The sequence below is a fragment of the Lelliottia sp. GFLA7 genome (assembly GCF_056490165.1).
Genome location: NZ_JBWLAQ010000002.1, coordinates 859,343 through 877,334, shown reverse-complemented (window position 1 = coordinate 877,334; position 17,992 = coordinate 859,343). Strand labels below are relative to the sequence as shown.

The following is a 17,992-nucleotide window of genomic DNA, read 5'->3' as shown; positions in this document are numbered from 1 at the left end:
ACTGAAACGCAATTTCACCTGTGCTGAAATAAATTGATCTGCCACAGGTAAGTCGTAAATAGTGCCCCTTTCTGGGCAAATGAACATTGCCTGAGACCGTCAGCCCAGTTAAATACAATATTCTTATAAAAACTAAGGGTAATGCTACCAGAACGGGTGTCCTATGAATCGATTTATTATGACCGATAACCTGCGCTGTATTGGATGTCATGCCTGCGAAGTTGCCTGCGTGATGGCTCACAATAATGAACAACATGTGCTCAGTTCGCGCCAGTTTGTTCCCCGGATCACAGTCCTGAAGCAGGGATCGCGTCGCAGTGCTGTGACGTGCCATCACTGTGAAAACGCCCCCTGTGCTCAACGCTGCCCAAATGGCGCGATCGCAAGAATCAACGACAGCGTACAGGTGAATCAACAAAAATGCATCGGCTGTAAAGCGTGCGTTGTGGCCTGTCCTTTTGGGACGATGGAAATGGTCGTGACGCCGCTGGCGGACGGTCACGTTAAAGCCTCGGCGCATAAATGCGATCTGTGCCATGACAGACCGCAAGGCCCTGCGTGCGTCGAGAATTGTCCCGCCGATGCGCTGACGTTGGTTACGGAAAAAGGGTTGAATCAACTGGCCAGGATGCGGCGTCAACGTACCGCCAGTCAGGAAGCTCAGCCGTGGCACAGTACATCCGTGCCAACTGAGATGCGACAGAGCAAAGTCAGTCAGATGCAGGCGCTGGCGGCGCGCGGTGAGCCGGACAAACTCACGCCTGCTCAAAGAGCCGGAAACTTTGACGAGATTTATCTGCCATTTCGTCCCGAGCAGGCACATCGTGAAGCAGATCGCTGCCTGAAATGCGGCGAGCATTCCATCTGCGAGTGGACCTGTCCGCTGCACAATCATATTCCCCAGTGGATTGAGCGCGTTAAGGCCGGTGATATCGACGGCGCGGTGGAACTTTCCCATCAGACCAACTGTTTACCGGAAATCACCGGGCGCGTCTGTCCGCAGGATCGCTTATGCGAAGGTGCCTGCACGGTTCGTGACGAATCCGGTTCCATCACGATTGGCAATATTGAGCGCTATATTTCCGATCGGGCGCTGGCAAAAGGCTGGCGTCCCGATATGAGCGGCGTGGTGTCCGTCGATAAGCACGTCGCCATTATTGGCGCAGGACCTGCGGGTTTGGCCTGTGCCGACGTGCTTATTCGTCATGGCGTTAACGTCACGGTTTATGATCGCCATCCGGAAATCGGCGGTTTGCTGACGTTTGGCATTCCGGCCTTTAAGCTCGACAAATCCCTGCTGACGCGCCGTCGCGAGATCTTTACCGCGATGGGGATCCGCTTTGAGCTGAACTGCGAGGTGGGGAAAGATATCCCGATGTCGCGGCTGCTCAGCGACTATGATGCGGTGTTTATCGGCGTCGGCACGTACCGCTCAATGAAAGCGGGCATCCCGCACGAAGATGCCCCGGGTGTGTATGACGCGTTACCGTTCCTCGTCGCGAATACGCGGCATTTGATGGGCCTCGTGCCTTCTGACATCGAACCTTACATCGATACCGCTGGGTTAAACGTGGTGGTGTTGGGAGGCGGAGATACAGCGATGGACTGCGTGCGCACCGCGTTACGCCACGGTGCTGCCAGCGTCACCTGCGCTTATCGCCGGGATGAAGCCAACATGCCAGGCTCGAAGAAAGAGGTCAAAAACGCCAAAGAAGAGGGGGCCGATTTTGAATTTAACGTCCAGCCCGTTGAGCTGGTGCTGGATGACGCTGGCAAAGTGAACGGTGTCCGCCTGCTGCGGACTCAGCTTGGTGAGCCTGATGGGCAGGGGCGTCGCCGTCCGGTGCCGATTGAGGGCAGCGAATTTGTGATGCCAGCGGATGCGGTCATTATGGCATTTGGCTTTAACCCGCACCCCATGCCGTGGTTGCAGGCGCAAGGCGTGAACGTGGATGACTGGGGCCGTATCGTGGCAAGCGTTGAGAGCCGCTATCGTTATCAAACCAGCCACCCGAAAATTTTCGCTGGTGGCGATGCGGTACGCGGTGCGGATCTGGTTGTCACAGCGATGGCGGAAGGGCGTCATGCGGCGCAGGGCATAATGGACTGGATGAAAATAACACAGCCCGAAATTCACTAAATCAGTGGGGCGACAAAGCGGGTTTCACGGCGTACTATGAATGACTCATTACGTTCTGGAGCCCGTATGAGTCTGAAAATTGAGATCATCAAAGATAAAATCCTTTCCGACAATTATTTCGTCCTGCGCAATATCACCTATGACTTAACACGTAAAAATGGCGAGGTGATCCGCCATAAACGTGAGGTTTATGACCGTGGCAATGGTGCAACCATTCTCTTATACAACCGTGAAAAGCAAACCGTGGTGTTGATTCGCCAGTTCCGCGTGGCCACTTGGGTCAACGGCAATCCCGATGGACGCCTGATCGAGACCTGTGCCGGGCTGCTGGATAACGACGCGCCAGAAGTGTGTATTCGCAAAGAAGCCATCGAAGAAACTGGTTTTGCCGTGGGTGAAGTCAAAAAACTCTTCGAACTGTATATGTCCCCTGGCGGCGTAACGGAGATAGTTTACTTCTTTATCGCGGAATATACCGACGCACAGCGCGCTAATGCGGGCGGTGGCGTAGAGGATGAAGACATTGATGTGCTGGAAATTCCGTTTGAACAGGCGCTGGAGATGATCAAAACCGGCGAAATCCAGGATGGTAAAGCGTTGATCCTGTTGCAGTATTTGCAGATTTCCGGGCTAATGGCTTGATCTTTATACCGTTAATAAATTGCATTTTAAATAAATCTATCCGATAAATCCGATTGAGCAACCCCGGTCATGACACGAAGATACTGCCAGTTTTCGAGTCTATGTATCCGGGATTGTGCTTTTCATGCGCCACAGCATTTTACTTATTTTATTTCTCAGCGTGCTGCCTGTGCCATTGGTATGGGCAGCACCTGCACAGCAGTCTTTCACCGACTGGCAAGTCACCTGCAACAATCAGAACTTTTGCGTCGCGCGTAATACGGGTGAACACGGCGGTCTGGTGATGACGTTGAGCCGCAGCGCCGGTGCCAAAACCGATGCGTCACTGCGTCTCGAATTAGGCGGATTGTCGAAGGCTTCAGCGAAGGAAGCGCCAATTGCGCAAAGACTCTTGCTGGACAGCGCTCCCTTAACGCTGAATGCGCAGCGCTGGCAGATTTCGCCCACGCGACTGATCACCGACGACGCCACGACGGTCACTCAGTTTCTGAAAACGATTCAGGAAGGGGAAGCGCTGACGCTGCGCAGCGGTAAGCAGACGATTTCGCTGTCAGGTCTGAAAGCCGCGCTGCTGTTTATCGACGCGCAGCAAAAACGCGTGGGCAGTGAAACCGCCTGGATTCAGAAAGGTGACGATCCCCCGCTGAGCGTCCCGCCCGCTCCGGCTCTCAAAGAAGTTGCCATCGTAAACCCCACCCCTACGCCGCTCACGCATGAAGAACTCAACGATCTGCTGGATTACGGCTCATGGCGCATGAATAACAGCCAGTGCTCGCTCGATCCTAATCGCCGCGAGGTGCGCGTCACAGCGCTCACCGATGACAAAGCCCTGCTGATCATCAGCTGCGAAGCGGGTGCGTACAATACGGTTGATTTGGCGTGGCAAGTGTCGCGCAAAAAGCCGTTTTCCGCTCGAGCGGTGCGATTGCGTCTGCCGTTTGTCTCATCGAGTGAGAGCAGTGAAATGGAGCTAATGAACGCGCGATTTGATGAGAAAACGCGTGAGTTGACGACGCTGGCGTTAGGACGCGGCATGGCGGACTGCGGTATCCAGACACGCTGGCGTTTTGACGGCCAGCGTTTTCGTCTGGTGCGTTATGCAGAAGAACCGAGCTGTGATAACTGGCATGGGCCAGACTCCTGGCCCACGCTGTGGATCACGCGTTAAATCACGCTTAGCGCTTTCTCGACCACGTTTTCCACGGTAAAGCCAAAGTACGGGAATAGCTTATCCGCCGGTGCGGATTCACCGTAGCCGGTCATCCCGACGATGGCGCCTTTCAGGCCGACATATTTGTACCAGTAGTCGGCGATTCCCGCTTCAACCGCCACGCGCGCCGCGACGTTGGACGGCAGTACCGATTCGCGATATTCCTCATCCTGCGCATCAAAAATATCCGTGGAAGGCAGCGAAACGACGCGTACCGCGTGGCCTTCAGCGGTCAGTTTCTCTGCGGCTTGCACGGTGATTTCGATTTCAGAACCCGTCGCAATCAGGATCACGTCGGGCTTGCCGCCGCTGTCTTTGAGCACGTAACCCCCGCGCGAGATGTTTTTCACCTGCTCCGGCGTGCGCTCAATTTGCAGCAGATTCTGACGCGACAGGATCAGCGCGGTTGGGCCGGTGTGGCGTTCAACCGCCAGTTTCCAGCCGACCGCCGCTTCCACCTGATCGCACGGACGCCAGGTGCTGAAGTTTGGCGTCAGACGCAGGCTGGCGAGCTGTTCGACGGCCTGGTGCGTGGGCCCATCTTCGCCAAGACCGATTGAATCATGGGTATACACCATAATTTGCCGCGCTTTCATCAGCGCTGCCATACGTGCCGCGTTACGCGCATATTCGACAAACATCAGGAACGTAGCGGTATACGGCACGAACCCGCCGTGATGGGCGATACCGTTGGCGATGGCGGTCATACCGAATTCACGCACGCCGTAGTGGATGTAATTCCCGGCGATATCTTCTTTCAGCGATTTTGAACCGGACCAGAGGGTGAGGTTACTTGGCGCTAAATCCGCTGAGCCGCCGAGCAATTCCGGCAGAATCGGGCCAATCACATTAAGCGTATTTTGCGAGGCTTTACGGGTGGCGATTTTTGCCGGATTCGCCTGTAAATTCTCGATCAACGCCTGGGTTTTCTCTTCCCAGTCTTCCGGTAGGCCGCCGCTCATCCGGCGAGAGAATTCGGCTGCCAGCTCAGGATGTGCTTTTTTGTAGGCGGAGAATTTTTCGTTCCACGCCTGCTGGGCTTTTTCGCCGTCTTCACGCGCGTCCCAGGCTTTGTAGATCTCTTTCGGGATCTCAAACGCCGGGTATTTCCAGCCCAGTTTCTGACGTGTGAGCGCTACTTCTTCTTCGCCCAGCGCTGCGCCGTGCGCCTCTTCTTTACCCGCTTTATTTGGCGAGCCAAACCCGATAGTGGTGCGGCAGATAATCAGCGATGGTTTATCGGTGACGCGTTGCGCTTCTTCAATTGCCTGCTTAATTGCCTGCGGATCGTGGCCGTCAATTTCATGCACGACGTGCCAGTGATAGGCCTCGAAGCGTTTCGCCGTGTCGTCGGTAAACCAGCCATCGGTTTCACCGTCGATGGAAATGCCGTTGTGATCGTAGAACCCGATCAGTTTGCCCAGCCCCAGCGTACCCGCCAGCGAGCAGACTTCGTGCGAAATCCCCTCCATCAAACAGCCATCGCCCATGAAAACGTAGGTGAAGTGATCGACGATGTCATGGCCAGGCTGGTTGAATTGTGCGGCAAGGGTGCGCTCGGCGACCGCCAGCCCGACGGCGTTTGCCAGCCCCTGACCGAGAGGGCCGGTCGTCGTTTCAACGCCCGGCGTATAGCCAAGCTCAGGGTGTCCAGGGGTTTTGGAATGCAACTGGCGGAAATTTTTGATCTCGGACAGCGGCAAATCGTAGCCGGACAAATGCAGTAGGCTGTACAGGAGCATGGAGGCGTGACCGTTTGAAAGAATAAAGCGGTCACGGTCGTACCACGTCGGATCGGTCGGATTGTGTTTCAGGAAATCATTCCACAGCACTTCGGCAATATCAGCCATACCCATCGGTGCGCCAGGATGGCCAGAATTGGCTTTTTGCACGGCATCCATGCTGAGGGCGCGGATGGCATTAGCGAGCTCTTTACGGGACATATTTCACTCCATGGCGAGATTAAAGTTTGGCAGCAAGAAGATCTTCCAGTTTGCGTTGGTCAACGGCGAAGAGGCGAATGCCATCTGCCAGTTTATCCACGGCCATTGGGTCCTGATTGTGTTCCCAGCGGAACTCGGCTTCCGTTAACGGTTTCGGTTTTGGCAGCACGGTAGAGGTCGGCACCAGCTTGCGCATCACCGGCTCATCGTGGTCCTGAAGCTCTTGTAACAGGTTAGGGGAGAGGGTGAGGCGGTCGCAGCCCGCCAGCGCCAGAATCTGCTCGATACGACGGAAGCTTGCCCCCATCACAATGGTTTCGTAGCGGTGCTGCTTGTAGTAATCGTAGATATTGCGCACCGATTTCACGCCGGGATCTTCATCCACCACGTACGGTTCCATCGGTTGTTTGGCCTGATACCAGTCATAAATACGACCGACAAACGGCGAGACCAGATACACGCCCGCTTCAGCACACGCGCGTGCCTGTGCAAACGAGAACAGCAGCGTCAGGTTGCAGTTGATCCCCTCTTTTTCCAGCACTTCGGCGGCACGGATACCCTCCCAGGTGGAGGCCAGTTTGATCAAAATGCGGGATTTATCGATGCCTTGCTCCTGATACAGCTCGACCAATCGGTGCGCTTTGGCGATGCTTTTTTCCTGGTCGAATGACAGGCGCGCGTCCACTTCCGTCGAGACGCGTCCGGGTATACTTTTCAGAATTTCCGCACCGATATTCACCGCCAGTTTGTCGCTGGCCTCGGCCACTTGCTGTTCCTGCGTCTTGCCGCGTTGCTTACCGTAGGCGATAGCGTCGTCAATCAGATGGCTGAAATGCTCAAGACTCGCGGCTTTCAACAGCAGCGAGGGATTGGTAGTCGCATCTTGTGGCTGGTAGTGACGAATCGACTCGATATCGCCGCTATCCGCGACAACCGTAGTGAATTGTTTGATGCCGTCTAGTTGGTTCATAAAGAAATACTCCTTCGAAAACAAAGCCTCAGGCGAGTGCGTTGGTTCACACTTCTGCGAAATACATGACGTACTTAACAAAAAAGCATAGCAGACGGGGGAGGCCTTGCTTTTGGGAGGGGTAACAGGATTGTTATAAATTGATAACAAATTTTGCTCTGGGATGGTGAGAGTTTGGCAGCCTTCAAAGTTTGCAGGGCTGTCAGGGGCGATACTATGCGCCACTCCAGGGTGAGCATCAGGAACGTGAGCACGCCACCCTTTTTGATCGATACCTGAAAGGAACAACAAGATGGATGATCAGTTAAAACAGAGCGCCCTCGATTTTCATCAATTCCCCGTACCGGGCAAAATCCAGGTTTCACCGACTAAGCCACTCGCCACTCAGCGCGATCTGGCGCTGGCCTATTCGCCGGGCGTGGCAGCGCCTTGCCTAGAGATTCAAAAAGACCCGCTCGCCGCGTTCAAATACACCGCGCGTGGCAATCTGGTTGCCGTCATTTCTAACGGTACGGCGGTGCTTGGGCTGGGTAATATCGGCGCACTGGCCGGAAAACCGGTGATGGAAGGCAAGGGCGTACTGTTCAAAAAATTCGCCGGGATCGATGTGTTTGATATCGAAGTGGATGAACTCGATCCGGATAAATTTATCAACGTGGTCGCCGCGCTGGAACCGACGTTCGGCGGGATCAATCTTGAAGACATCAAAGCGCCGGAATGTTTTTACATTGAGCAGAAACTGCGTGAACGTATGAACATTCCTGTGTTCCATGACGATCAGCACGGCACAGCGATCATTAGCACAGCCGCCATTCTGAATGGTCTGCGCGTGGTCGAGAAAACGCTCTCTGATGTTCGCATGGTGGTGTCCGGAGCGGGTGCGGCAGCGATTGCCTGTATGAACCTGCTGGTGGCGCTGGGCATGCAGAAGCACAACATCGTGGTGTGCGATTCGAAAGGGGTTATTTACAAAGGCCGTGAGCCAAACATGGCCGAAACCAAAGCCGCGTACGCGGTGGAAGATGACGGCAAACGCACTCTGGATGACGTGATTGACGGTGCGGATATTTTCCTGGGATGTTCAGGCCCTGGCGTATTGACGCCAGAAATGGTTAAGAAAATGGCGCGCGCACCGCTGATTCTGGCGCTGGCGAACCCAGAACCGGAAATCCTGCCGCCGCTAGCAAAAGCGGTGCGTGAAGACGCGATTATTTGCACCGGGCGTTCTGATTATCCGAACCAGGTGAACAACGTCCTGTGCTTCCCATTCATCTTCCGCGGTGCGCTGGATGTGGGCGCAACGGCGATTAACGAAGAGATGAAGCTGGCGGCGGTACACGCCATTGCTGAACTGGCGCACGCCGAGCAGAGCGACGTCGTGGCATCCGCGTACGGCGATCAGGATCTGAGCTTTGGCCCGGATTACATTATTCCTAAACCGTTCGACCCGCGCCTGATCGTCAAGATCGCCCCAGCCGTTGCCAAAGCGGCAATGGATTCCGGTGTGGCGACGCGTCCGATTGAGGATTTTGACGCTTACGTCGATAAGCTCACTGAATTCGTCTACAAAACAAACCTGTTCATGAAACCGATTTTCTCGCAGGCGCGTACCGACGCAAAACGCGTGGTACTGGCCGAAGGGGAAGAGGCGCGCGTGCTCCATGCCACGCAGGAACTGGTGTCGCTGGGGCTGGCGAAACCGATTCTGATTGGTCGTCCGAGCGTTATCGAAATGCGTATCCAGAAACTTGGCCTGCAAATTAAGGCGGGCGTGGATTTTGAGATCGTAAACAACGAATCCGATCCGCGCTTTAAAGAGTACTGGAGCGAGTACTACAGCATCATGAAGCGCCGCGGAATCACGCAGGAACAGGCGCAGCGCGCAGTAATCGCCAACACGACGGTGATCGGCGCGATCATGGTTCATCGTGGCGAAGCGGATGCGCTGATCTGCGGTACGATTGGCGATTATCACGAACATTTCAGCGTGGTGCAGGAGATTTTCGGCTATCGCGAAGGCGTCCATACCGCTGGGGCGATGAACGCGCTGTTGCTGCCTAGCGGCAACACCTTTATCGCGGATACCTACGTCAATGACGATCCTACGCCGGAGCAGCTGGCAGAGATCACCGTGATGGCGGCTGAAACCGTGCGTCGTTTTGGTATCGAACCAAAAGTGGCGCTGCTGTCGCACTCGAACTTTGGCTCATCCAAATCTGCGGCGGCATGCAAAATGCGCGAGACGCTGGAACTGGTGCGCAAACGTGCGCCGGAGCTGATGATTGACGGTGAGATGCACGGCGATGCCGCGCTGGTCGAAAGCATTCGTAACGAACGCATGCCGGACAGCCCGCTGAAAGGCTCGGCGAACGTGCTGATTATGCCGAATGTCGAAGCGGCGCGTATCAGTTACAACCTGCTGCGCGTGTCGAGTTCTGAAGGGGTGACGGTCGGACCGGTGCTGATGGGCGTGTCGAAACCGGTGCATGTGTTAACGCCGATTGCTTCTGTGCGTCGCATTGTGAACATGGTGGCGCTGGCGGTGGTTGAAGCGCAGACACAGCCGCTGTAACTGTTTTCCCCTCTCCCTTGTGGGGAGAGGGGAAAGCGTTTTTAAATCCAGTCCCGCACTTTTATAAACTCAGCAAGGGCAGCCTCAGGGCTGCCTTCTTTTGGTTCAAAACTGTATTCCCAGCGCACCAGCGGCGGCATCGACATCAGAATCGACTCCGTGCGCCCCCCGGTTTGCAGGCCAAACAGCGTGCCGCGATCCCACACCAGATTAAACTCCACGTAACGCCCACGGCGATACAGCTGGAACTCGCGCTCGCGTACGCCGTAATCGGTGTTTCTGCGACGTTCCACTATCGGCAGGTAGGCGTCGGTATATCCCTGGCCGACGGCCTGCATAAAGTTAAATGCGGTGTCAAAATCTGGCGCATTAAGATCGTCAAAGAATAGGCCGCCGATGCCGCGCTGTTCATCGCGATGCTTAAGATAGAAATATTCATCGCACCATTTTTTATACTTCGGATAAACCTCTTCGCCAAACGGCTGGCAAATATCCCGCGCGGTGCGGTGCCAGTGCACGGCGTCTTCGTCAAATCCGTAATAGGGCGTTAAGTCGAAACCACCGCCAAACCACCAGACCGGATCGGCTCCGGGCTTTTCAGCAATAAAAAAGCGCACGTTGGCGTGGCTGGTCGGGACAAAAGGGCTGTGCGGATGGACCACCAGTGACACGCCCATGGCTTCAAAACTGCGCCCGGCCAGCTCCGGACGATGCGCTGTCGCTGAGGCTGGCATCGCATCGCCATGAACGTGAGAAAAGTTAACGCCCGCCTGTTCGAACACGCCGCCGTTACGCAACACCCGGCTGCGTCCGCCGCCGCCGGCTTCACGCTGCCAGCTGTCTTCATGGAATTCACCGCCGTCAACGGCGCTGAGTTTCTGGCAAATCTCATCCTGAAGCTGCATCAGAAATGTTTTGACCTGCTGTACATTCGGTTTCATCGGCGTCTCGACGAGTGGGCTTTTTGGTTATCGAACCAGTTAAAATAGCTGATCACTCCGGAGGCAATCGCATTGGCGATTTTCTGGCGAAACGCCGTTGTTCCGAGCAGACGCTCTTCTTCCGGATTGGTGATAAATGAAGTTTCGACCAGCACAGACGGAATCGACGGCGATTTCAGCACCACAAACGCCGCTTGCTCGGTCCCTTTGCTGTGCAGGCGATGCACGGGCTTAATGCGCTTTAAAATGTGCGAGCCGAGCGTCAGGCTGTTTTTGATGGTGTCCGTCTGGACCAGATCAAACAGCACCTGTTGCAGGAGATGATCTTTATCGGTGGTTTTTTTACCGGCCACTTCATCCGCACGGTTTTCGCGATCGGAAAGGTATTTCGCCATGGCGCTACTCGCGCCGCGATTCGACAAAGCAAACACGGAAGCACCCGCCGCGCTGGGGTTGGTAAAACCGTCAGCATGGATCGACATAAACAGATCCGCGCCGTGCTGGTGGGCGATTTCCACGCGATCGTACAGCGGAATAAAGGTGTCGCCGCTGCGGGTTAAACGCGCGTCAATGCCGTTGCTCCGCAGGATTGAGCGGACATTTTTCGCAATCGCCAACACAACGTGTTTTTCTTTAGAACCGTTGCGCCCGATAGCCCCGGTATCGATGCCGCCGTGACCGGGATCTAGCATCACGACCCGCTTTGCTCCTGCCTTTTTAACCTTCGGTTTACTGTGACCGTTAGCCGTTTTCAGCGTGCTGTCATCTTTTGCTTGCGCTTGCGCAATGCCGGTTAACGTTAAGGCCGCCAGCCCCGCTTTGAGAACCTGACGACGCGATGTGAGTGTTTTTAATGGTTTGAATGTGCTCATGCGGCCTGGATTGTAAAAAATTGGAGTCCTGGTGTTATATCGTATCGCGTTTTCCGTTACGACAGTCCATGTTGAGAATTGTTTTACTTTTCATTTCAATACGTGACAGAGTGACATTATGCCAAAATTTCACGCCTTTTTCGCCGGTTATTGGCTAAAGGCGGCGTTCGCGTCATAATCACTGTTTTTGAACCCAAAAAGGCGGTTAATACCATGGAGATACGCGTTTTTCGCCAGGAAGATTTCGAAGAGGTGATTACCCTTTGGGAACGCTGCGATCTGTTGCGTCCGTGGAACGATCCGGAAATGGATATCGAGCGAAAGGTTAATCATGACGTCAGTCTGTTCCTGGTAGCTGAAGTCAACGGTGAAGTGGTGGGCACGGTGATGGGCGGTTACGACGGGCATCGCGGCTCGGCCTATTACCTGGGTGTGCACCCGGAATACCGCGCTCGCGGCATTGCCAATGCGTTGCTTAATCGCCTGGAAAAGAAGTTGATCGCGCGTGGCTGCCCGAAGATTCAAATCATGGTGCGCGAAGATAACGATGTGGTGCTGGGGATGTATGAACGCCTCGGCTATGAACATGCCGATGTGTTGAATCTGGGTAAGCGCCTGATCGAAGATGAAGAGTACTGAATTCCATCCCGGCGATTATGACGTGCACGGGCGCGTCAGACTGCCGTTTTTATTCTGGTGCGTGTTGTTGCTCCAGGCCCGAACCTGGGTGTTGTTCGTGGTGGCAGGGGCGTCGCGCGATCAGGGAAACACGCTGCTGAATTTGTTCTATCCCGACCATGATAATTTCTGGCTCGGATTATTGCCCGGCGTGCCTGCGGTAATGGCTTTTTTGCTGAGCGGACGTCGACAGCATTTCCCGCGCGTGTGGAATAGCCTGCGATGGCTGTTAGTTCTGGCGCAGGTCGTGTTACTTGTCTGGCAACCGCTGCTCTGGTTTTACGGTGAGCCGCTGAGCGGTATCGGGATTTCGCTGGTGGTTGTCGACATCGTGGCGCTGATTTGGCTTTTGACCAATCCCCGCCTGCGCGCCAGTTTTGCCCTCGAAAAAGATTAAACGGCACTTTTTACCGATGCTGCACTCCAACAAGCGTTGAATTAACAAGAAAGGACGTTTCAATGAAATCGCTGCGTTTAGTTTTATGCGCTCTGCCGCTGGTGTTAACGGGGTGTTCGACACTCTCGTCGATCTCCTCGATTAACTGGTCGGCAGCGTATCCGTGGAACTGGTTTGGTTCATCCACCGAAGTGACCGACCAAGGCGTGGGCAATATTACCGCCGCAACGGCGCTGGATCAGGACGCCATCGAATCCGCATTAGGCAGCGGTTACCGCCTGCGCAGCGGGATGAAAACGGAAAATGGCAATATCGTTCGCTACTTTGAAGCGCTGAAAGACGACAAGCTGGCGATGGTGATTAACGGCGATAAAGGCACGGTAAATCGCATCGACGTGATGGACAGCGAGATTGAAACCGACACCGGCGTGAAGGTGGGGACGCCGTTCAGCGAGCTTTATCAGAAAGCATTCGGCAACTGCACCAGCGCCGTTGCTGAAGAGAAAGTCGCTGTGGAATGTAAAGCCGATGGCCGCCAGCATATTAGCTATCTCTTCACCGGCGAATGGAGTGGCCCGGAAGGCTTAATGCCGTCTGACGATACGCTCAAAAACTGGAAAATCAGCAAGATTATCTGGAAGCAGTAATTTGCGCCTGGACAAGCCGCCTCGCTGAAATCCAGGTATAATAGCCGCCATCAATGCCACGACTTCGTGGCATCTTTTTTTCAGGAGGAGCGATGTCTCAGGTTCAGAGTGGCATTTTGCCAGAACATTGCCGCGCGGCGATTTGGATTGAAGCCAATGTCAAAGGGGATATGGATGCCCTGCGTGCGGCCAGTAAAATTTTTATCGATAAACTGGCCACCTTCCAGGCCAAATTCCCGGACGCGCATCTCGGTGCCGTCGTGGCTTTTGGCAATAACGTCTGGCGTCAGCTGAGCGGTGGCGAAGGGGCAGAAGAGCTAAAAGACTTTATCCCTTACGGTAAAGGTTTGGCTCCCGCAACCCAATACGACGTGCTGATCCATATCCTTTCTCTGCGTCACGATGTGAACTTCTCGGTGGCGCAGGCTGCGGTGGAAGCCTTTGGTGACAGCGTTGAAGTGCAGGACGAGGTTCACGGCTTCCGCTGGGTGGAAGATCGCGATTTGAGCGGCTTTGTTGATGGCACGGAAAACCCGGCGGGTGAAGAGACGCGTCGCGACGTGGCGGTCATCAAAGATGGCGTGGACGCAGGTGGCAGCTACGTGTTCGTGCAGCGTTGGGAGCACAATCTCAAGCAGCTTAACCGCATGAGCGTGCACGACCAGGAAATGATGATTGGTCGCACGAAAGACGCCAACGAAGAGATCGATGGCGACGACCGCCCGGTGACCTCTCACCTGACCCGCGTTGACCTGAAAGAAGACGGCAAAGGCCTGAAAATTGTCCGCCAGAGCCTGCCTTACGGCACGGCAAGCGGCACGCACGGTCTGTATTTTTGCGCCTACTGCGCGCGCCTGTATAACATTGAGCAGCAACTGCTGAGCATGTTTGGCGACACCGACGGCAAGCGCGACGCCATGCTGCGCTTCACCAAGCCGGTGACCGGCGGCTATTACTTCGCGCCGTCCGTTGAGCGTTTGCTTGCGCTGTAAGTGAGTCCTCACCTTGACCCTCTCCTTTAGGGAGAGGGGAATTACCCCCCCCTTATTCCCTTTTCTGCTTCCAAATCACCAAACGGTATATAAAACCGTTACTCCTTTAGTACCCGTTATAAATATGATGAACATAAGATAGTCATCACACTTATAAGGGCGAGCAATGGTCATTACCGTACTGAAAAAAAGCACTTTGGCCATGGCGGGCTTATTGCTGATGGGGCAGGCGCAGGCCACTGAGTTGCTCAATAGCTCCTATGATGTCTCGCGCGAGCTTTTTGCGGCCCTGAACCCACCGTTTGAACAGCAGTGGGCGAAAGAGAATAACGGCGACAAGCTGACCATCAAACAATCTCACGCCGGTTCTTCAAAACAAGCGCTGGCGATTTTGCAGGGTCTGAAAGCCGATGTGGTGACGTACAACCAGATTACCGACGTGCAGATCCTGCATGACAAAGGTAACCTGATCCCAGCGAACTGGCAGAGCCGTTTGCCGAATAACAGCTCGCCGTTCTACTCCACCATGGGCTTCCTGGTGCGTAAGGGCAACCCGAAAAATATTCATAGCTGGAACGATCTGGTGCGTCCTGACGTGAAGCTGATTTTCCCGAATCCAAAAACGTCCGGTAACGCGCGGTATACCTATCTGGCGGCATGGGGTGCAGCGGACAAAGCGGACGGTGGCGACAAAGCCAAAACCGAACAGTTTATGACGCAGTTCCTGAAAAACGTCGAAGTGTTTGATACCGGTGGTCGCGGTGCGACAACCACGTTCGCAGAGCGCGGTCTGGGCGATGTACTGATCAGTTTCGAATCGGAAGTGAACAACATCCGCAAACAATATGAAGCGCAGGGGTTCGAGGTGGTGATTCCTGAGACCAATATTCTGGCGGAGTTCCCGGTTGCCTGGGTTGATAAAAACGTCAAAGCCAACGGGACCGAAAAGGCCGCGAAGGATTACCTGAATTTCCTTTACAGCTCGCAGGCGCAGACCATCATCACCGATTACTACTATCGCGTGAACAATCCGGACGTGATGAACAAACTGAAAGATAAATTCCCGCAGACCGAGCTGTTCCGCGTGGAAGACAAGTTTGGCGCGTGGCCGGAAGTGATGAAAACGCATTTTGTCACCGGCGGTGAGTTAGACAAACTGCTGGCGGCGGGGCGTAAGTAATGTTTGCTGTTTCTTCCAGACGCGTGCTGCCGGGCTTTACCCTAAGCCTCGGGACCAGCCTGCTGTTCGTCTGCCTGATTTTGCTGTTGCCGTTAAGCGCGCTGGTGATGCAGCTCGCGCAGATGAGCTGGGCGCAATACTGGGAAGTGATTACCAACCCGCAGGTCGTGGCGGCGTATAAAGTGACGCTGCTGTCGGCGTTTGTGGCTTCCATTTTCAACGGCGTGTTTGGCCTGCTGATGGCGTGGATTTTAACCCGCTACCGCTTTCCGGGCCGCGTGCTGCTGGATGCGTTGATGGATCTGCCGTTCGCGCTGCCTACTGCCGTTGCGGGTTTAACGCTGGCGTCGCTGTTCTCCGTCAATGGTTTTTACGGCGAGTGGCTGGCGAAATTTGATATCAAAGTGACCTACACCTGGCTCGGTATTGCGGTGGCGATGGCCTTCACCAGCATCCCGTTTGTGGTGCGTACCGTGCAGCCCGTACTCGAAGAGTTAGGCCCCGAGTACGAAGAAGCGGCAGAAACGCTCGGTGCCACGCGTATTCAGAGCTTTTGCAAAGTGGTGTTGCCTGAGCTGTCTCCGGCGCTGCTGGCAGGTGTTGCGCTCTCTTTTACCCGCAGCCTGGGCGAGTTCGGCGCGGTGATTTTCATCGCGGGTAATATCGCGTGGAAAACCGAAGTTACCTCGCTGATGATTTTTGTGCGTTTGCAGGAGTTTGACTATCCGGCGGCGAGCGCGATTGCCTCGGTGATTTTGGCTGCCTCCCTGATGCTGCTGTTCTCGATTAACACTCTGCAAAGTCGCTTTGGTCGACGCGTGGTAGGTCATTAATGGCGGAAGTGACTCAATTGAAGCGCTATGACGCGCCCCGATTTAACTGGGGAAAATGGTTTCTGATTGGCACCGGCATGCTGGTGTCAGCGTTTATTCTCGTCGTGCCGATGGTGTATATCTTCGTGCAGGCGTTCAGCAAAGGGATTATGCCCGCGCTGCAAAACCTGGCCGACCCGGACATGCTGCATGCCATCTGGCTGACGGTGATGATTGCGTTGATTACTGTGCCGGTAAATCTTGTTTTTGGCGTTTTGCTGGCGTGGCTGGTGACGCGTTTTAACTTTCCTGGCCGCCAGCTGCTGCTGACGCTGCTGGATATTCCATTCGCGGTATCGCCAGTGGTTGCCGGTCTGGTGTATCTGCTGTTCTACGGCTCTAACGGCCCGCTGGGTGGCTGGCTCGATGAGCACAACCTGCAAATCATGTTTGCGTGGCCGGGCATGGTGCTGGTGACCATTTTTGTGACCTGTCCGTTTGTGGTGCGTGAGCTGGTTCCGGTGATGTTAAGCCAGGGCAGCCACGAAGACGAAGCCGCGATTTTGCTCGGCGCATCCGGTTGGCAAATGTTCCGCCGTGTAACGCTACCGAATATTCGCTGGGCGTTGCTGTACGGCGTGGTGCTGACCAACGCGCGTGCAATTGGTGAGTTTGGCGCAGTCTCGGTGGTATCCGGCTCGATTCGCGGCGAAACCCTGTCGCTGCCGTTACAAATAGAACTGCTGGAGCAGGACTACAATACCGTCGGCTCCTTTACCGCCGCAGCGTTGCTGACGCTGATGGCAATTTTGACCCTGTTTTTGAAGAGTGTGGTGCAGTGGCGTTTAGAGAATCAGGAAAAACGCCTGCAGCAGGAGGGAAATCATGAGCATTGAGATTGCCAATATTAAGAAGTCTTTTGGTCGCACCCAGGTGCTGAACGATATCTCGCTGGATATCCCTTCCGGACAAATGGTGGCGCTGCTGGGGCCTTCTGGCTCCGGTAAAACCACGCTGCTGCGTATTATCGCCGGTCTTGAACATCAGAGCAGCGGACATATTCGCTTCCACGGAACCGACGTGAGCCGCTTGCACGCCCGCGACCGTAAAGTCGGTTTTGTGTTCCAGCACTACGCGCTGTTCCGCCATATGACGGTGTTCGACAATATCGCGTTTGGCCTGAGCGTGCTGCCGCGTCGTGAGCGCCCGAACGCGGCGACGATCAAGGCGAAAGTCACCAAACTGCTGGAGATGGTGCAGCTGGCACATCTGGCCGATCGGTTCCCGGCGCAGCTTTCCGGTGGACAGAAACAGCGTGTGGCCCTGGCGCGCGCGCTGGCGGTTGAGCCGCAAATCCTGCTGCTTGATGAACCCTTTGGCGCGCTGGATGCACAGGTGCGTAAAGAGCTGCGTCGCTGGCTGCGACAGCTGCATGAAGAACTGAAATTTACCAGCGTGTTTGTCACGCACGATCAGGAAGAGGCGATGGAAGTTGCGGATCGCGTGGTCGTGATGAGTCAGGGAAATATTGAGCAGGTTGATGAACCAGAACAGCTGTGGCGCGAACCGGCAACCCGTTTTGTGCTGGAGTTTATGGGGGAAGTGAACCGCATGCAGGGCACGATCCGTGGCGGACAATTCCATGTTGGTGCGCATCGCTGGCCGCTGGGGTATACGCCTTCTCATCAGGGACCTGTCGATCTGTTCCTGCGTCCTTGGGAAATAGACGTGAGCCGCCGAACCAGCCTTGATTCACCGCTTCCGGTGCAGGTTCTGGAAGCTAGCCCTAAAGGGCACTACACCCATCTGGTGGTACAGCCGCTAGGTTGGTATACCGAACCATTGACCGTGGTGATGCGTGATGAGGAGCCGCCTTACCGCGGTGAGCGGCTGTTTGTCGGCTTGCAGAATGCGCGTATTTATCACGGTAACGAGCGAATCGAAGCGCGTGAGGACCTTGCTCTGGCCGAGTCAGCCTGATAGGTTAATCAGTATG

16 protein-coding genes are annotated in these 17,992 nt (G+C 55.0%); 12 read left to right on the top strand and 4 right to left on the bottom strand.

The window, feature by feature from the left end:
- The first annotated feature begins 163 nt into the window (after nt 1-163).
- The 3 genes from aegA to AC07RN_RS09730 all read left to right on the top strand — a co-directional run bounded on the left by aegA (nt 164) and on the right by AC07RN_RS09730 (nt 3,950).
- Nucleotides 164-2,140, top strand: a complete 1,977-nt coding sequence (gene aegA, locus AC07RN_RS09740; RefSeq protein ID WP_478336222.1) for a formate-dependent uric acid utilization protein AegA — start codon at nt 164-166, stop codon at nt 2,138-2,140.
- Between the two features lie 66 nt (nt 2,141-2,206).
- Nucleotides 2,207-2,782 (top strand): GDP-mannose pyrophosphatase NudK, encoded by a 576-nt coding sequence (nudK, locus tag AC07RN_RS09735; protein WP_407436147.1) that lies wholly within the window; start codon nt 2,207-2,209, stop codon nt 2,780-2,782.
- Nucleotides 2,783-2,906: 124 nt separating this feature from the next.
- Nucleotides 2,907-3,950, top strand: a complete 1,044-nt coding sequence (locus tag AC07RN_RS09730) for a DUF1176 domain-containing protein (protein ID WP_449554595.1) — start codon at nt 2,907-2,909, stop codon at nt 3,948-3,950.
- Here AC07RN_RS09730 and tkt read toward each other — a convergent pair.
- Complete coding sequence (tkt, locus tag AC07RN_RS09725; protein ID WP_478336221.1) at nt 3,947-5,935, bottom strand: transketolase; 1,989 nt, start codon at nt 5,933-5,935, stop codon at nt 3,947-3,949. The two genes, AC07RN_RS09730 and tkt, sit on opposite strands and share 4 nt — an antisense overlap.
- A 19-nt stretch (nt 5,936-5,954) precedes the next feature.
- Nucleotides 5,955-6,905 carry a transaldolase gene (gene tal / locus AC07RN_RS09720; protein ID WP_015959955.1) on the bottom strand — a complete coding sequence of 317 codons (951 nt, stop codon included), beginning with the start codon at nt 6,903-6,905 and terminating at the stop codon, nt 5,955-5,957.
- Between the two features lie 292 nt (nt 6,906-7,197).
- Between tal and maeB the strand changes: the two genes are divergently transcribed.
- Nucleotides 7,198-9,477 (top strand): NADP-dependent oxaloacetate-decarboxylating malate dehydrogenase, encoded by a 2,280-nt coding sequence (gene maeB / locus AC07RN_RS09715; RefSeq protein ID WP_015959954.1) that lies wholly within the window; start codon nt 7,198-7,200, stop codon nt 9,475-9,477.
- Between the two features lie 41 nt (nt 9,478-9,518).
- Here maeB and hemF read toward each other — a convergent pair whose 3' ends face one another.
- Nucleotides 9,519-10,418, bottom strand: a complete 900-nt coding sequence (hemF, locus tag AC07RN_RS09710) for an oxygen-dependent coproporphyrinogen oxidase (protein ID WP_478336220.1) — start codon at nt 10,416-10,418, stop codon at nt 9,519-9,521.
- Nucleotides 10,415-11,290 carry an N-acetylmuramoyl-L-alanine amidase AmiA gene (amiA, locus tag AC07RN_RS09705; RefSeq protein ID WP_015959952.1) on the bottom strand — a complete coding sequence of 292 codons (876 nt, stop codon included), beginning with the start codon at nt 11,288-11,290 and terminating at the stop codon, nt 10,415-10,417. The genes hemF and amiA overlap by 4 nt, the downstream gene beginning before the upstream one ends.
- A gap of 213 nt (nt 11,291-11,503) precedes the next feature.
- Between amiA and AC07RN_RS09700 the strand changes: the two genes are divergently transcribed.
- The 8 genes from AC07RN_RS09700 (at nt 11,504) to cysA (ending at nt 17,976) form a co-directional block, all read left to right on the top strand.
- On the top strand, nt 11,504-11,929 hold the full coding sequence (locus AC07RN_RS09700; RefSeq protein ID WP_041689485.1) for a GNAT family acetyltransferase: 426 nt from the start codon (nt 11,504-11,506) through the stop codon (nt 11,927-11,929).
- Entirely contained in the window at nt 11,916-12,365 is a 450-nt protein-coding gene (locus tag AC07RN_RS09695; RefSeq protein ID WP_478336219.1) for a DUF2919 domain-containing protein, read from the top strand. Before AC07RN_RS09700 ends, AC07RN_RS09695 begins: the two co-directional genes overlap by 14 nt.
- Nucleotides 12,366-12,427: 62 nt before the next feature.
- Nucleotides 12,428-13,012 carry an RpoE-regulated lipoprotein gene (locus AC07RN_RS09690; protein WP_407436161.1) on the top strand — a complete coding sequence of 195 codons (585 nt, stop codon included), beginning with the start codon at nt 12,428-12,430 and terminating at the stop codon, nt 13,010-13,012.
- A gap of 92 nt (nt 13,013-13,104) precedes the next feature.
- Nucleotides 13,105-14,004 carry a Dyp-type peroxidase gene (locus tag AC07RN_RS09685; protein WP_449554590.1) on the top strand — a complete coding sequence of 300 codons (900 nt, stop codon included), beginning with the start codon at nt 13,105-13,107 and terminating at the stop codon, nt 14,002-14,004.
- A 166-nt stretch (nt 14,005-14,170) separates the two neighbouring features.
- Nucleotides 14,171-15,184, top strand: a complete 1,014-nt coding sequence (locus AC07RN_RS09680; RefSeq protein WP_478336218.1) for a sulfate ABC transporter substrate-binding protein — start codon at nt 14,171-14,173, stop codon at nt 15,182-15,184.
- Nucleotides 15,184-16,017, top strand: coding sequence for a sulfate/thiosulfate ABC transporter permease CysT (gene cysT, locus AC07RN_RS09675; RefSeq protein ID WP_015959946.1), 834 nt, complete (start codon nt 15,184-15,186; stop codon nt 16,015-16,017). The genes AC07RN_RS09680 and cysT overlap by 1 nt, the downstream gene beginning before the upstream one ends.
- The gene (cysW, locus tag AC07RN_RS09670; RefSeq protein WP_449554589.1) at nt 16,017-16,892 is read left to right on the top strand and encodes a sulfate/thiosulfate ABC transporter permease CysW; all 876 of its coding nucleotides are present in this window, start codon (nt 16,017-16,019) and stop codon (nt 16,890-16,892) included. Before cysT ends, cysW begins: the two co-directional genes overlap by 1 nt.
- Nucleotides 16,882-17,976, top strand: a complete 1,095-nt coding sequence (cysA, locus tag AC07RN_RS09665) for a sulfate/thiosulfate ABC transporter ATP-binding protein CysA (protein ID WP_478336217.1) — start codon at nt 16,882-16,884, stop codon at nt 17,974-17,976. Before cysW ends, cysA begins: the two co-directional genes overlap by 11 nt.
- Nucleotides 17,977-17,992: the final 16 nt, after the last annotated feature.

What these genes read in the sequence shown, in the direction of transcription:
- cysA (WP_478336217.1), top strand. Translation starts at nt 16,882, where the DNA reads ATGAGCATTGAGATTGCCAATATTAAGAAGTCTTTTGGTCGCACCCAG.
- AC07RN_RS09700 (WP_041689485.1), top strand. Translation starts at nt 11,504, where the DNA reads ATGGAGATACGCGTTTTTCGCCAGGAAGATTTCGAAGAGGTGATTACC.
- maeB (WP_015959954.1), top strand. Translation starts at nt 7,198, where the DNA reads ATGGATGATCAGTTAAAACAGAGCGCCCTCGATTTTCATCAATTCCCC.
- tkt (WP_478336221.1), bottom strand. Translation starts at nt 5,935, where the DNA reads ATGTCCCGTAAAGAGCTCGCTAATGCCATCCGCGCCCTCAGCATGGAT.
- AC07RN_RS09680 (WP_478336218.1), top strand. Translation starts at nt 14,171, where the DNA reads ATGGTCATTACCGTACTGAAAAAAAGCACTTTGGCCATGGCGGGCTTA.
- tal (WP_015959955.1), bottom strand. Translation starts at nt 6,905, where the DNA reads ATGAACCAACTAGACGGCATCAAACAATTCACTACGGTTGTCGCGGAT.
- AC07RN_RS09730 (WP_449554595.1), top strand. Translation starts at nt 2,907, where the DNA reads ATGCGCCACAGCATTTTACTTATTTTATTTCTCAGCGTGCTGCCTGTG.
- AC07RN_RS09685 (WP_449554590.1), top strand. Translation starts at nt 13,105, where the DNA reads ATGTCTCAGGTTCAGAGTGGCATTTTGCCAGAACATTGCCGCGCGGCG.
- amiA (WP_015959952.1), bottom strand. Translation starts at nt 11,290, where the DNA reads ATGAGCACATTCAAACCATTAAAAACACTCACATCGCGTCGTCAGGTT.
- AC07RN_RS09690 (WP_407436161.1), top strand. Translation starts at nt 12,428, where the DNA reads ATGAAATCGCTGCGTTTAGTTTTATGCGCTCTGCCGCTGGTGTTAACG.
- hemF (WP_478336220.1), bottom strand. Translation starts at nt 10,418, where the DNA reads ATGAAACCGAATGTACAGCAGGTCAAAACATTTCTGATGCAGCTTCAG.
- cysW (WP_449554589.1), top strand. Translation starts at nt 16,017, where the DNA reads ATGGCGGAAGTGACTCAATTGAAGCGCTATGACGCGCCCCGATTTAAC.
- nudK (WP_407436147.1), top strand. Translation starts at nt 2,207, where the DNA reads ATGAGTCTGAAAATTGAGATCATCAAAGATAAAATCCTTTCCGACAAT.
- aegA (WP_478336222.1), top strand. Translation starts at nt 164, where the DNA reads ATGAATCGATTTATTATGACCGATAACCTGCGCTGTATTGGATGTCAT.
- AC07RN_RS09695 (WP_478336219.1), top strand. Translation starts at nt 11,916, where the DNA reads ATGAAGAGTACTGAATTCCATCCCGGCGATTATGACGTGCACGGGCGC.
- cysT (WP_015959946.1), top strand. Translation starts at nt 15,184, where the DNA reads ATGTTTGCTGTTTCTTCCAGACGCGTGCTGCCGGGCTTTACCCTAAGC.